The sequence below is a fragment of the Cellulosilyticum sp. WCF-2 genome (genome assembly GCF_003990395.1).
In the GTDB taxonomy this organism is placed as follows: Bacteria; Bacillota; Clostridia; order Lachnospirales; family Cellulosilyticaceae; genus Cellulosilyticum; species Cellulosilyticum lentocellum.
In genome coordinates this window covers 3,579,160-3,593,742 of record NZ_CP034675.1, presented here as the reverse complement: position 1 = coordinate 3,593,742, position 14,583 = coordinate 3,579,160, and the positions used below count along the sequence as shown (strand labels likewise).

Here is a 14,583-nt window from a genome sequence, read left to right as displayed (position 1 = left end):
CGGTAAAAATGCTTAACATTTTAGGGTATCTTAAAGAAGAAGGATTAGCTATAATACCGTTAAAGCAAGAAGTATGTAAAACAAAAGGAAAATCGAATACAAGGGGGAAGTGTTGTGACAATTAAAAAGCAAATACCATATCACTATGAGCATGCACCCATACCAGGAGGGGGCTATGTAACAGGCTTTGTATTTCATCCGCAAAAGCCAGATGTACTTTATGCCAGAACAGACATAGGTGGCGTTTACCGTTATGATTATGAAATGAACAAGTGGAAAAGTTTAATAGATCATGTAACACAAACAGATTTAAGTGAAAGTTATCCTATAGCCATTGGTTTAAACACGAATCAACCAGAATGTTTATTAATCGCTTGTGGTGTTAATAAAGAAAATAAAGGTGTTTTAGCTATTTCTCAGGATGGTGGGAAAAGCTTTACTTATGAAAATATTCCTACTTTAGTACATGGTAACTTGAATGGTAGAGGGACAGGTCTGAGACTGATTGTAGATGCTAAGGAAGATCAGACTATTTATTTTGCCAGTCAGCAAGGTGGCCTTTTGAGAAGTAAAGATTTAGGAAAGTCATGGGAGAGTTTAGAAGTACAGGGTGAGAAGTACATGACTTTTGTATGGCAGTCAAAGGATGCCAAAACATTAGTGGTAGGTACTGCAGGTGTGACAACAAAGCAAAGTGATAAGGAAAGAGGTCATAGCTTGTATGTATCTTATGATGGAGGCAGCCATTTTGAAAAGCTATGGCAACCTGAAAAATCTCATGTGGTAGGTTCTAGAATGTCAGGTTATGTGGCACAACGTTATGGTGATGATGGTAACTATTTATATATTACCTTTTCAGAAACAGGTAGGCGGTCTTATGTGAAAGAGAATGGCTATAGCTGCGATTCAGGAGATGCTTTAGCCGGTAGAATTATTCGTTATGAAAGAGATACCGAGGGTAAGATCATCTCTTATAGGGAAATAACACCTTATAGGGAGAGTGAAACGAATGAAGATTTAGAATACGGTTTTAGTGGAATAAGTGCTTGTAAAACGCAGCCAGGATTATTAGTGGCTACAACCTTGTGTAAAGATGATGGAGATTGTATTTATCGCTCTTTTGATTATGGTGAACATTGGGAAACTGTACTAGATGATTTGAAGTTAGGTAATTTAAGCTTTGTTACTTCTTATATGAAGCCAGAATACAATGGTGGTCATTCCATTTTGCATTGGCTAAGTGATATTAAAATTAATCCTTTTAATGGGAATGAAGTATGGTTTAATTCAGGAACAGGAATCTTTGGTTCTAAAGATTTGATGAGTACTTTACCTCATTTTCAAGATTATACAACAGGAATCGAAGAAACAGTACATCTTAATGTATACAGTCCTCCAGCAGGAAAGGTAAAGCTCATCGATATATTAGGAGATCTAGGTGGATTTGCTTTTGAAGACCTTAAGGTGGCTTGTGACAATTCCTTTGCAGATACCGAGGGGAATCGTTATATTACTTGTATTAATGCAGACTATTCTGATCTAAATCCGGAGGTACTAGTGGTGACAGCCAGAGGTAATTGGACAGGTAAAACAAAAGGTGGTCTTATTTTATCCAAAGACCAAGGAAAAACTTTTGAAAGACTAAAGATGCCATATGGTTTGTCTAAGGAAATAGATGAAAAGCTAAGGTATATTGAACAACCTAATGTAAATGCTGGGTGGGTAGCTTTATCACCTGATTGTGACCATTTGGTATGGAGTATTGCTGACAATATAGAACTACCTATGCGTACCATGATTCACAGTGAAGATGGAGGAAAAAGTTTTAAATGCTGTGAGATTTATAACTTAGAGAATAAGCGCATTAATCATAGAGGTATGAAAGTGTTTGCGGATCGCATGAATAGCCGGCTTATGTATGGCTTTGATAGTGAAGGGAGCATTTATATAAGTAAAGATAGTGGAGCTTCTTTTAAAGAGTATTCAGTAAATCAGCAGCTTAAAGGAGTGAACTTTGCTTTGATTGACTGCGCTAATCTGACTGAAATTAGAGGAGAAAGTGGAAAAGAAGGCATTTTTTATATGGCTCTAAGAGAAAAAGGCCTATGGAAGATGCAGTATGATGCGCGTGAAGATCAGCTCTCCTTAAAGAAGCTTAGTGATGAAGACGAAATCATTTATCGTATTGGGCTAGGAGTTATAAGACCTAATGGTGATTATTTTAAAGAGGATAAAGCCTTATATATTTGTGGGGATTTAAAAGGTGGTTATGGTTTTTATCGTTCTTTAGATGAGGGAAAAACATGGGTAAAATTAAATACTGAGCATCAGATGTTTGGTGACATTAACAGTATAGAGGGAGATAGTCGTACTTTTGGGAGATTCTTTATTGCCACAGGTTCAAGGGGCGTTTTATATGGAGAGCCTATTAGTGAAGAAGGTTAAAGTAATACTTTAACTATTTGAAAATAAAATGAGCACTTTAGAATATGGAATAAATTTACATATTGAATTAAATACAATTAGTTAAAAAGATTGAAGCAAATAAAAGAGAAATTAATAAGGAGGAAGGGTAGCATGAGATTACAACAAGAGAATAATAAACTCATTATAGCAGAAGGGTTAGTTGAGGTATGGATTGAACCTTGGGGAATGAATGGTCTTAGGGTAAGAATGACCAAAGAAGCAGTTATGGATACTAAGGACTGGGCTTTAACCGAAAAGGTAGAAGACTGTAAGGCAACCATTGTGTTTAATGAAATAGATGTCACAGACCCATGGTACAAAGAAGAAGCTTATAAGGCGTATCATATGAAAGCCACAGAAGCAAGTATCACTAATGGCAAGATTACAGCTAAAGTTTCTCATGAAGGTTGGATTAGCTATTACAATCAAAAAGGAGAGTTATTAACAGCTGAATACTGGCGTAATCGTAATCGTTTAAATCGTTATTGTGTGCCACTACGTATAGATGCAAGGGAATTAAAACCTATAGCAGGAAGCAGCGATTATACCTTAATGGCACGTTTTGAAGCTTTTGATGACGAAAAAATATTTGGAATGGGTCAGTATCAAGATCGTCAGCTGAATAAAAAGGGGGCTTTATTAGAACTTGCTCATCGTAATAGTCAAGCTAGTGTTCCTTTTATGATTTCTAGTCGTGGTTATGGCTTTTTATGGAATAATCCAGCTATAGGAACAGCTCATTTTGGTACTAATAAGACGGAGTGGTGTGCACAGCGAACCAAGAAGTTAGATTATTATATTACAGCAGGGGATACACCGAGTGAAATAGAAGAGCAATATAGCGCTGTAACAGGTAGAACACCAATGATGCCAGAGTTTGGTTTAGGGTATTGGCAATGTAAATTACGTTATCGTAATCAAGAGGAGCTTCTAAGTGTAGCGAGGGAACATAAAAGAAGAGGACTTCCTATGGATGCTATTGTCGTTGATTTTTTTCACTGGACCAGACAAGGAGATTTTAAATTTGAGCCACGCGATTGGCCAGATCCAGAAGCTATGGTGAAGGAACTCAAAGAGATGGGGATTGAAACTGTGGTTTCTGTATGGCCTACCATAGATGAAAAAAGTGAGAATTTCGGAGAAATGGCTGATAGAGGTTACCTAGTACATGCAGACCGTGGTAATGAAAATCATATGACTTGGATGGGAAATACGATTTTTTATGATGCTACTCATCCAGGTGCACAGCAATTTGTATGGGAACGTTGCAAAGAGCATTATTATGATAAAGGCATTCGCTGTTTTTGGTTAGATGAAGCTGAACCTGAGTATGGACCTTACGATTTTGACAATTACCGTTATTATGAAGGACCAGCTTTAATGTGTACTAATATTTACCCGGCAATGTATGCCAAAGGCTTTTATGATGGTTTAAAAGCTGAGGGAGAAACAGAGATTTTAAGTTTGGTGAGATGTGCCTGGGCAGGTAGCCAAAAATATGGCGTACTGACTTGGTCAGGAGATATTTACTCTTCCTTTAGGGCAATGAGGGAGCAGCTTCAAGCAGGACTGAATATGGGGATTGCAGGCATTCCTTGGTGGACTTCTGATATTGGTGGTTTCTTAGGTGGAGATATTAAAGATAAAGCTTTTCAAGAATTATTAGTGCGCTGGTTTGCTTGGGGCGCTTTTTGTCCAGTTTTTCGTATGCATGGAGAACGTTCACCATGGTATGAAAGAGAAGAAGAATTTATTAATGGTGTGCGTCAATTAACCTCAGGACAAGACAATGAAGTGTGGAGTTTTGGAGAAGATAACTATGAGATTTTAAAACAATTCCTCTTTATTCGTGAACGTTTACGTCCTTACATAAGAGCATGTATGAAAACAGCTAGTGATAAGGGTGAGCCCGTTATGCGTCCTATGTTCTTCGATTTTCCACAAGATGCAAAATGTTGGGAGGTAGAAGACCAATATATGTTCGGCCCTGATTTATTAGTAGCGCCTGTCATGGAAGCAGGTATGAAGGAAAGACAGGTTTATTTACCAGAAGGCACTAAGTGGGTGGATGCTTATACAAAACAAACCTACGAAGGGGGTCAAGTAATCACAACACCTACACCATTAGAAGTCATCCCTGTTATGATGAGAGAAGGAAAAAACTATTCTATTTATGAAGTATAAAGAGAAAAATATGTTTAAAACTGTGGGGCTGTCGCATTAAGCATTCAGCTTATATTTATACAATCATCAAGGCAATTAAATTTGTTTTAGCCTAACAAACTGTATATTTATAAGGTATATGCTTTTAGCGCGACAACCCCCTTATTATTTTGCCCGTTTTATTCTTAAAAGAAAAGTCGTTTTTTTTATAACATTCAGTTATAATGAGGGGGTAGAAAAGACGTATTAAAAGACAAAAAGAGTACATAAGGAGAAACAAATAATGGATACCTTTATATTTTCAGCCAATGCTATTTTACCACTTATCCTGCTTATTGCATTAGGATATGGTTTAAAGCAAATTAAATTTTTTGATGAAGCATTTTTAAAAAAAGCTAATGCCTTTGTGTTTAACGTAGCATTGCCTGGGTTACTTTTTTATAATGTTTATTCTATAGATAATTTAAGCGAGTTAAACTGGAGTGTTATCACATTTGTTGTGCTAGCTATATTAATTTTATTCGTATTAGGAATGTTAACAGTCAAGCTATGTACATCAGATCCACGCAAAAAAGGAGTTATCTTACAATGTATTTTTAGATCTAATTTTGCAATTATAGGCATTCCTTTATCCGAAGCATTAGGAGGTTCTAAGGCAGTTGCTATTGCTGCTGTTATCTCAGCTTTTAGCATCCCTCTTTATAATATTTTAGCTGTTGTTGCGTTATCTATTTATGTAGAGGATCCAAAAGGAAATAAGATTGGACCCAAACAGATTTTAATTAGCATCTGTAAAAATCCGCTTATTATTGGCGTGGCATTAGGCATGACGTGTTTAGTCATACGTGGGTTTATACCTTATGATGAGGCAACTAGGAGTTATGCTTTTACATTAAAAACCCATTTACCATTTTTACATACTGCTATTAAAAATATTAGCAGTATTGCATCGCCTTTGGCACTTATTGTTTTAGGAGGGCAGTTTAGATTTTCAGCTGTTAAAGCGTTGGCTAAGGATATTATGATTGGAACGGTATGGCGTTTAATCGTGGCGCCACTGCTTGCTTTAAGTGGAGCACTGCTTTTATCTCAGCATACACAGTTTATCCATTTTACGACAACAGAATATCCAGCACTTATTACTTTGTTTGGGACACCTGTAGCAGTTTCAAGTGCAATTATGGCAGGGGCTATGGGCTCAGATGAAGAATTGGCAGGGCAACTTGTGGTGTGGACCAGCCTTTTATCTATGCCTAGTTTGTTTATAATCATTATGTTATTTAGAAGTATGCAGCTTTTATAAGGGAAATGCATAAGTAGCCTGGCGCACTTTTGGGTTAATATGAGCAAGCAAAAGTAAATATTTTTAGAAATATCAAGAAGTGATATACTATTATTAATAAATAATGAAAGTAGGTAATTTATGAGGTGTAGAATTTGGGTCAATCAGTGGTTTAGTACAATGTATCAAATTATTAAGCAGCTAAGAGAAGGGGCTGAAGCTGATGGTTTAAACTTACATATTATTGGAACAAGCACCAATCAAAAGGTTGTTTATCAAAAGGTTTGTGATGAATTTTGGGAAGAACCTAAGAAGGGAATAAGCCCAGAAGACTACGTAGAGTGGTGTTTAACTTTTTGTAGGGAGCATCAAGTAGACGTATTTATACCAAAACGTCATATGATAGCTATTGCTAAAAGGAAGGAAGCCTTTACGGAGTTAGGTATTAAAGTATTAGTTGAAGATGATATAGAACTATTAGAAAACTTTAATAATAAAGTTAAGACAGCTGAGCTTTTTAGGTCTTTTCCAGAAATTTGTAACGTACCACCTTTTGAGGTAGTAACAGATGTGGAAGCCTTTAAACTCAGCTATGAAAAATTAAAGCAACAGTTAGGGAAGAGTGCTGTTTTATGTGTTAAATATGCAGTGGGAGAAGGCGCTAGTAGTTTTAATATCATAGAGGATGGCCCAGTATCGATTAAACAATTGGAGATGAGTGAAAAGCATATAGGCTATGAAGCAATCGTAAAGATTTTAAGTTCAATAGAATCGTTTAAGCCACTCATCATCATGCCTTATTTAAAAGGAACGGAAATCAGTATTGATGCACTAAAAACACAACATGGAGTAATAGCAGTACCAAGACGAAAAGGTCCTGGGAGATTACAAGAAATTTGTTGTAGCCAAGAGCTTATAAATAAAGCAGCTGTTTTAGCAGAGCGATTTGGATTTAATCAGCCCTTTAATTTACAGTTACGTTACCATGAAGATACCCTCTATTTGTTAGAAGTAAATACCCGTATGTCAGGCGGTATTCATTATAGCTATTATGCAGGCATAAACTTACCCTACCTTGCGCTTAAGAAGCTATTAGGGCAAGTGGTAGAAGTTCCTGTGTATCCTCCAGATGTTGTAGAACTAGTTTATGTAGAACAGCCTGTCATCCTTTAAAGGATTAAATTCTTGGACTATTAATGAAAAAGATGACGTGGATTTTTAATAAATAAATTAAAAGTCAAAATAGACACTAAAAGCTATAAAACAAGAAGTAGTTTTGTAGCTTTTAGTGTCTATTTTAATAAAAATATAAGTAACTATTAGCAAAAAGTATAATAATATACAGGAATATTAATAGTACCTCGTAAATGTTGAATAAATTCTAAAAATATGATACAATTACACAAAATAATTACATATTTAGAATAATTAGCAGAGTAAGGAGGCTATCTATGAAATATAAAATTGGAAAAAGTACTCAAAAAGATGCAAAACAAGCTATTGAGGAAGCAGCTGGTGGTTTAAAGGAACCTAAGCTGATCCTGTTTTATTCAGGTGTTGAGCAGTTTGAAGCATACACTATTGAAATGAAGAAGATGTTTCCTGATAGTATAATAATGGGTTCTACTACCTACGTTAGTCTTTGTAAGGAAGGCGCTTATAAAGATACATTGATGGTATTAGGTATTGAAGAAGGTATTGAGTGTTTTGGTGATGTTTTAGAAGAAGTAGATAAATATCCTTTAAAATATGTAAGACGAGTAGAAAATTGTGTAAAGCAGCTAGCTAACCCTAGAAACACCATATGTTTAGAATTTTCAACAGCGCTTATTAGCAGTGAAGAACTCATTTTATCCACTTTAAATAGTGTGCTCGATGAAAAGAAAATTCCTTTAATTGGCGGTTCTGCAGGAGACCATGGCGTAGCTGAAAAAACAATGGTTTCATTGAATGGAATAGTTTATGATAAGGCCTGTGTTTTTGTACTTATTAGAAATCTTAAAGGAGCTATTAAGCTTTATAAAGAAAATATTTATGAGCCCACAGAGCATCATTTTATTGCAACGAAAGTGGATGTAAGAAAACGTATTGTTCATGAGCTGAATCATGAGCCAGCAGCTAAAGCTATGGCAAAAGCACTCAATACAAGGGTTGACCAACTAGGTCCATATCTTGATAATCGTCCTTTAGGAAGAATCATAGGAAATGATATGTATATTACAGCTAATCAAATGGTACTACCAGATAATAGTATTGCTTATCATGCAAGGGTATATAGCAACTCACAAGTAGTTTTGTTGCAGCCAGCTTCTTACAAAGAGGTGATTGAAAAGACCATAGAGAAGATTAGGAGAGATATTCCACATGCTAGTTTAGCAATCATGATACACTGTTTAGCTAGATCTATCTTATTTGAACAAGATGGCTATATTAATGCATATGCTAGAAAAATGGGAGAAGCTGTAGGTGATTATGTGGCTTTTTCAGGATATGGAGAGCAGCTTAATGAGCAGCATTTTAATCAGACAATGGCTATTGCAGTATTTGAATAGGGGGGCTGAAGGATGAAGTGGTTAGGTTCTAGAAAAAGAGAAGAGAAATCAAGGGAAGAAGAATACCTAGCAGAAGTACCAGAAAGTGAAAGTTATGACGAGTACATAAACTATGGTATTTTACATATTGAGAAAAAAGTAGATGCCTTTATGAATGAAGAAATAGACGTTTCTCAGTGTTTACTAGATGTTCAAAAGGAATTTGCTTCAGCTTACGAACAGGTGGGTACGATTAATGAGATGATTGAACAAGTGAATAGTCACTTTAAGCAATTTGAGGTATTTGTAGGGCAGATTGATCATAGAATGGAAAAATCTGATGTAGCCATTCAAAAAGCAGATACACAAATGGATGAATTAACGCATCAAATAGAAGGAACTTGTTCTGCACTAGATGGTATGACTACAACCTTTCAAATGCTAGAAAAGGATTTCTCACATATTCAAGAGATGTCAAAGAGCATAACAGGTATTGCAGGGAGTACTAATCTATTAGCTTTAAATGCTTCTATTGAAGCAAGTAGAGCAGGAGAAGCAGGAAAAGGCTTTTCAGTAGTTGCTACACATATTAGAGAATTATCTGCTTCTACTAAAGAGTTAGCAAGCGGTATTGATAAAAGCATTAAAACGCTTTATGGTAGTCTAGATGCTTTAAAGAAAGAAATAATAAATTCTAAAGGTGCTATTGCAGGTAATTTACAACATGCAGAAAATGTGCAGCAACAGTTTAAAGAAGTATCTGCTTGCTCTCTAGAAGTAAAGGAAGTAAGTAAGCAAATTGTAAGTGAAATAGAAAGAGCCAATGTAGAGATTAACCATGCAACAGAAGGGGTAAGTGTTATAACAGGAACGATTAATGAATTTGGGGACAAGCTAGATATTTTAAATACTAAAATGAGTAAAAAAGCTATTATTATTTGTGGTATCATTGATTTCTTGCAGCAGTTAGAAAATATGTTAAAAGAATCTTTAAAGAAGGATGCTTAGTTATAAGGGGATATTTTATTTATAAGAGACTATTACTGATAAAGTAAATGGTCTCTTTTTTATTTGATAAATACTAAAAAAAAGTAAGAGGAAGGTTGAATAATAAAATAAAATGTCTGAAATGTTATGAGAAAAGAAAACTCTAGTAAGACAATTTTTGGGTTGTAATCTGAGAAAAGTTAGAAAGAAAGATTAAAGAAGGATTAGAGAAGGGTTAAAAAATATGAATTTTCAGTATTTTAATTGACAGCACTTATTTTTACGATTAGTATAAACGTGAAATAAGGGTACTATTACAGGCGAGGTATCTATTTATAAAAAATAATATGAAGTGGAGCAAAAAGGCAGATTAAAGGAGGAAGTAAAAGATGCCTATTATTATCAAATACATTATGAAGTCTATGAGTGAAAAGAAACTAAGAACGTTTCTTATTTTACTAGCAGTCATGTTATCGGGAGCTTTATGTCTTACCTCTCTCTCCATTACCGATTCTTTATTAGCTATTTATGTGGAGCAGATGAAAACAAGCACTGGAACGGCGGAGGTCTGTATTAGACCAGGAGAAAACTCACCAAGTCAAGTAATCAGCTTAACACCAGGAAAAGCACTTGAGCAGCAGGTAGAATACATGATTCCAGTATTAAGTAGCAGTGGTACTTATGATAGTGGAAAAAAGGTTGTAGATGAAGTCAGTATTATGGGGGTAGCGCTTGAAGATTACTTGCAAATGAATAAGTTACAGCTCATTAGTAAACGTAGCAATGCAGACTTTACCAATAATCAAATCATCATAAGTGATCAAACTGCGAAGAAGTATCAATTAGAAATAGGTGATGCTTTAGAGATACGTATAAACAACATCAAAAGGAAGTTGATGATTTATGGTATTACCAGTAAGGTAGGAATCTTTAGTAGTGAGGGAAATAGGTCTCAAATTTTAATGCCCTATACCACTTTATCTAAGTATTTAGGAACACATCAAAAGCCAAGTAGCATTTACATTAAAGGAAAAGAAGGGGTAGAGGTTTCACAGCTCTTAAAAGATTTTAAAGCAGCTTATCCTAAATACGAAGTAGCAGAACCTATTCCTATTGAAGACATAAGAACCATGCTTGGTATGTTTTCTACCTTATTTATGATGATGACTTTAATTGTAACAGTGATGAGTGTTTTTATCGTTTATACTTCATTCAAGGTCATTATGCTAGAGAAAATGCCGATTATTGGGACTTTTAGAAGCGTAGGTGCTAGTCAAAAGATGATGAAACGAGTACTCATTTTAGAAAGCAGTTTTTATGGTGTATTAGGGGGGATTGCTTCATGGGGACTAGGCATTATTATTTTAAAAGTACTTCTTAGTGTCGTAGCTGCTTCAGAAGGTATAGGTGGAAAGATAGATTTAGTCATTACGCCAGGTTATCTATTAGGTTCTTTTTTACTTTGTATTATTATTTGTTTAGCTAGTAGTATTTTACCTATATTAAAGGTAGCTAAGGTACCTGTTAAGGAAATTGTATTAGGTGGGAGTAATCACTCAGTAAAGCGTAAAAGAAGTAAAGAAATAAGAAGTATCATTTTAGTAGTATTTAGTATTGTAGCGATTAAAATTCTACCTGAGAGCTATCGGATTACAGCAGCTAGCATCTGCGTATTTTTAGCTTTAATTGGCATAATAGGGATTCTACCTACTATTATTAAACTTTCTTCTAGCTTAACTGAGAAACTGTTCGCAACCTTATTTGGTAATGTAGGGGTACTAGCAGTGAAAAATATTAAAGGAAATAAAAGTATACTTAATAGTATGTCACTGATTACTCTTGGGGTCGGTATTTTGCTTATGGTCAATAACATCGGTGAAAATCTAGCAGTAGAAGTGGTAAATGCCTACGAGAAGAACTTTGCGTATGATGTACAACTATCCCTAGATGATATGGATACAAATACAGTACGTTCCTTGCTATATGAGGAGGGGGTAACAGATGCTTATGGCTGTTATGTCAGTGGTTATTACTATGGTAAGAATATAGAGTTAGTAGATTACAATAATGTAAAGCTTGCCTCCATTGAAGGTGTTTCAGGGAAGGTTCATGCTGATTACCTGACTTATGGGTATGAGAATGAAGAAGAAAAGGATCGTATCCTAGAACAACTCGGGGAGGGACGTAATATTGCGTTTTCAAATGTACTAAAGAAACGTTATAGCTTAGTAGAAGGGCAAAAGATACAGCTTAAAATGCCAGAGGGATTACGGACTTATGAAATTATTGGCTTTTATGATACCTTAATGAACAATGGAGATTTAGTTCAGATTGGTGAGGCTTATTTTAAACAAGATATAGGGGTTCACAATTACACTACAATTTACTTAAAAACGTCTAAAGAACCTACAGAAGTATTAGAAGCACTAAAGATAAAATATAAGGATCGTCATCTATCAGGAGCCACTATGAGGCAACAGCTCCAAAATAATAAGGAAGGTAATGCTCAGATTATGAGTATTTTGTCTGGGTTTTCTGTTTTGGCAGCCATTATAGGCGTAATTGGTATTATTAATAATTTATTTATTAGCTTTATTGAACGAAAAAGAAGCATCGCAGTATTACGTTCAGTGGGCATGAACAAAAAGCAAGTCATTCAAATGATTTTTTTAGAAGCTTTATACACAGGGCTATTAGGGGCAATAGCAGGTATAGGAGCCGGTTGGATTATTATGAACAATATGCCTTATGTTATAGAAGGTATGCAGCTACCACCAATTGTTTACTTTGTAGCTAATGGCCTATGGGTTTATATTGGAGTAGCAACTTTAGTGACTATCGTAGCTTCTATTTCTCCAGCTTTTAAAACCTCTAAATTGAACATTATAGAAGCAATCAAATTTGAATAGTTGGATAGAGTGCAAGGATTTTCGAATGATAAGAAGGGTGATGGGATAGGGCTTGTTAGCGTGATAAAAATAAAACCGGTATTAGTAAAAAATATGAGGAGGAGTAGAAATGTCCTATGTAATAGAAACCAATCATTTATGCAAAAGCTATGATTTAGGGAGTGAAAAAGTAGAGATTTTAAAAGATATCAACTTAACAGTTGAAAAGGGAAGCTTTTATTCAATTATGGGGCCTTCTGGTTCAGGGAAAAGCACCTTGCTTTATTTAATAGGAGGGCTAGATAAGCCAACTACTGGAACTATTAAGATTAATGGCAAAGAATTATCTACAATGAAGGATCAAGCAGAAAGTGAAATGCGTAGACGTGATATAGGGTTTGTATTTCAGTTTTACAATTTGATTCCCAACTTAAATGTAGAAGAAAATATTATGTTACCGATTTTATTAGATGGCAAGAAAATGAAGGATTATAGAGAGGATTTAGAAGAAATCCTGAGAATTGTAGGATTGACAGAGCGTAGAAGGCATACACCAAGAGAGCTTTCAGGTGGTCAGCAACAAAGAGTGGCCATTGCAAGAGCACTTATTAATAAACCAGATATTATTTTTGCAGATGAGCCTATTGGAAATTTAGATAGTAAAACAGGAAAAGAGATTATGGAACTTTTACAAGTGATTAATCAAACACAAGGGAAAACCATTGTTCAAGTTACCCATTCAAGGGAAGCGGCAGATTATGGAACGCATTTAATTATGGTGAAAGACGGTTGTATTTGTGAAGAACAGTCTACAAAGATAAGGGGAGAAGGATATGAAAAAGCAATTTAGTTTATTTTTATTAAGCACAGGAATTATCTTAGGAAGTGTTTCAATGACTGGTTGCAACTCACAAGAAGTGAATGCACAGGAATTAGCAAAAGAAGTAGAAGTTAATCAGGAAGTGAATCAATTAGATGTATTTGGAAAAGTAGAAGCTGCAGCTATTAGAGAATTAGCAGTAGATTTTCCAGCTACTATTGAAACCATTGATTTAAAAGCGGGGGATCTTGTCGAAAAAGGTACTCAGCTTATGACTCTAGATTATGAAAGCTATAAAAATGAAATAATCAAAAAAGAACAAGAAATTCAGCTTTTAAAAGTAGAAAGAGAAGCTGCCTATAGTAGTTTAGATCCACAAAGTGTTACTATTAATCAAAAAAATAGTGAGTTAAAGACAAAACAAAATCAGTTATCAAATGGTACAGATCCTGAACTTATAAAGATTGAAGAACAAATTAAAATATTAGACCAGCAGATTAGTATAGCAGAAAAAGATTATGAGGTGAGTAAGAGTTTAATAGAAGTAGGAGGGATATCAGATAAAGAACTAAAAGATAAAGAAATGAGTTTAGCAGAACTTAAAAATAATAAGTATCAAGCGGAAAATACATTAAAACAGCTGACAACAAGTAAGCAATTAGAGGTAGATAGTCTTAAGGGGTCAATAGATAGCTTGCAGTTAACAGTAAGTAATACAAGTACAGAAAAAGCAAGCAAAGTAGAGGCCTTAGATATTAAGATACAAACAGCAGAAACTGAGCTGAAAGAAATGAAAGCTAAACTCACTAAAGCTTATTTAAAAGATAAAGCTATTGTTTTGGATCAGAAAGAAGGAGTTGTTTATGAAATACTAGTAACTGAAGGAACGCGGCTAAAAGGTGGAGAACCTATCATGCGTCTTATTGACCCTAGTAAGTTAACCGCTCTAGTGGATGTACCAGAAGCCTTTATCAATAAAATTAAAGTAGGAGAAAAAGCTGATCTATACTTAGCAGCGAGCCCAGATGATGCAATCAGCGCTAAGGTATCACGTATTGCCCAAGCAGCTAAAGTTGTTAACGGAGAAAATATGATTAGTGTAGAATTAGAGGTAACAGAAAATCAAGCAGTTTTAAAACAAGGTTATGAAGTAAATGCTATTATTTATTATTAAATAGGGCTTCACTAACAAATCAAGTTGTTGTAGAAGAAATAGTTACGCCTTCTTAAAAGGACATAATTAAGAAAATGATAAGAGGCTGTCTGGAAATAATACTTTAATACACGATATCGTGTATTTGAGATAAGTTTCACAGGTAGCCTTTTTATTTATGAAAAAGGAGTATAAATCATATAAGATAATGAAAAATATAATATAAATAGGCTTGGATTAATTTATGCCATATTATATAATAATTATTATTAAAAAAGAAAAAGGAGGAAAAT

The 14,583-nt window shown here is 34.8% G+C and carries 9 protein-coding genes; all 9 read left to right on the top strand.

Annotation, left to right across the window (positions count from 1 at the left end; genetic code table 11):
• The first annotated feature begins 114 nt into the window (after positions 1–114).
• On the top strand, positions 115–2,445 hold the full coding sequence (locus EKH84_RS16200; RefSeq protein WP_127067099.1) for a WD40/YVTN/BNR-like repeat-containing protein: 2,331 nt from the start codon (positions 115–117) through the stop codon (positions 2,443–2,445).
• Between the two features lie 132 nt (positions 2,446–2,577).
• The gene (locus EKH84_RS16195) at positions 2,578–4,650 is read left to right on the top strand and encodes a glycoside hydrolase family 31 protein (protein ID WP_127067098.1); all 2,073 of its coding nucleotides are present in this window, start codon (positions 2,578–2,580) and stop codon (positions 4,648–4,650) included.
• 262 nt (positions 4,651–4,912) lie between these two features.
• Positions 4,913–5,932 (top strand): AEC family transporter, encoded by a 1,020-nt coding sequence (locus tag EKH84_RS16190; protein ID WP_127067097.1) that lies wholly within the window; start codon positions 4,913–4,915, stop codon positions 5,930–5,932.
• Between the two features lie 120 nt (positions 5,933–6,052).
• Entirely contained in the window at positions 6,053–7,084 is a 1,032-nt protein-coding gene (locus EKH84_RS16185; RefSeq protein WP_127067096.1) for an ATP-grasp domain-containing protein, read from the top strand.
• A 278-nt stretch (positions 7,085–7,362) separates the two neighbouring features.
• Positions 7,363–8,463: an FIST signal transduction protein gene (locus tag EKH84_RS16180; protein ID WP_127067095.1), complete on the top strand. Its 1,101-nt coding sequence runs from the start codon at positions 7,363–7,365 to the stop codon at positions 8,461–8,463.
• Between the two features lie 12 nt (positions 8,464–8,475).
• Positions 8,476–9,450, top strand: a complete 975-nt coding sequence (locus EKH84_RS16175) for a methyl-accepting chemotaxis protein (RefSeq protein ID WP_127067094.1) — start codon at positions 8,476–8,478, stop codon at positions 9,448–9,450.
• 368 nt (positions 9,451–9,818) lie between these two features.
• The gene (locus EKH84_RS16170) at positions 9,819–12,338 is read left to right on the top strand and encodes an ABC transporter permease (RefSeq protein ID WP_127067093.1); all 2,520 of its coding nucleotides are present in this window, start codon (positions 9,819–9,821) and stop codon (positions 12,336–12,338) included.
• A 109-nt stretch (positions 12,339–12,447) separates the two neighbouring features.
• Positions 12,448–13,167 carry an ABC transporter ATP-binding protein gene (locus tag EKH84_RS16165; RefSeq protein ID WP_127067092.1) on the top strand — a complete coding sequence of 240 codons (720 nt, stop codon included), beginning with the start codon at positions 12,448–12,450 and terminating at the stop codon, positions 13,165–13,167.
• The gene (locus EKH84_RS16160) at positions 13,151–14,311 is read left to right on the top strand and encodes an HlyD family secretion protein (RefSeq protein WP_127067091.1); all 1,161 of its coding nucleotides are present in this window, start codon (positions 13,151–13,153) and stop codon (positions 14,309–14,311) included. The genes EKH84_RS16165 and EKH84_RS16160 overlap by 17 nt, the downstream gene beginning before the upstream one ends.
• The last annotated feature ends 272 nt before the right edge of the window (positions 14,312–14,583 follow it).

What these genes read in the sequence shown, in the direction of transcription:
- EKH84_RS16180 (WP_127067095.1), top strand. Translation starts at nt 7,363, where the DNA reads ATGAAATATAAAATTGGAAAAAGTACTCAAAAAGATGCAAAACAAGCT.
- EKH84_RS16175 (WP_127067094.1), top strand. Translation starts at nt 8,476, where the DNA reads ATGAAGTGGTTAGGTTCTAGAAAAAGAGAAGAGAAATCAAGGGAAGAA.
- EKH84_RS16165 (WP_127067092.1), top strand. Translation starts at nt 12,448, where the DNA reads ATGTCCTATGTAATAGAAACCAATCATTTATGCAAAAGCTATGATTTA.
- EKH84_RS16170 (WP_127067093.1), top strand. Translation starts at nt 9,819, where the DNA reads ATGCCTATTATTATCAAATACATTATGAAGTCTATGAGTGAAAAGAAA.
- EKH84_RS16160 (WP_127067091.1), top strand. Translation starts at nt 13,151, where the DNA reads ATGAAAAAGCAATTTAGTTTATTTTTATTAAGCACAGGAATTATCTTA.
- EKH84_RS16185 (WP_127067096.1), top strand. Translation starts at nt 6,053, where the DNA reads ATGAGGTGTAGAATTTGGGTCAATCAGTGGTTTAGTACAATGTATCAA.
- EKH84_RS16195 (WP_127067098.1), top strand. Translation starts at nt 2,578, where the DNA reads ATGAGATTACAACAAGAGAATAATAAACTCATTATAGCAGAAGGGTTA.
- EKH84_RS16190 (WP_127067097.1), top strand. Translation starts at nt 4,913, where the DNA reads ATGGATACCTTTATATTTTCAGCCAATGCTATTTTACCACTTATCCTG.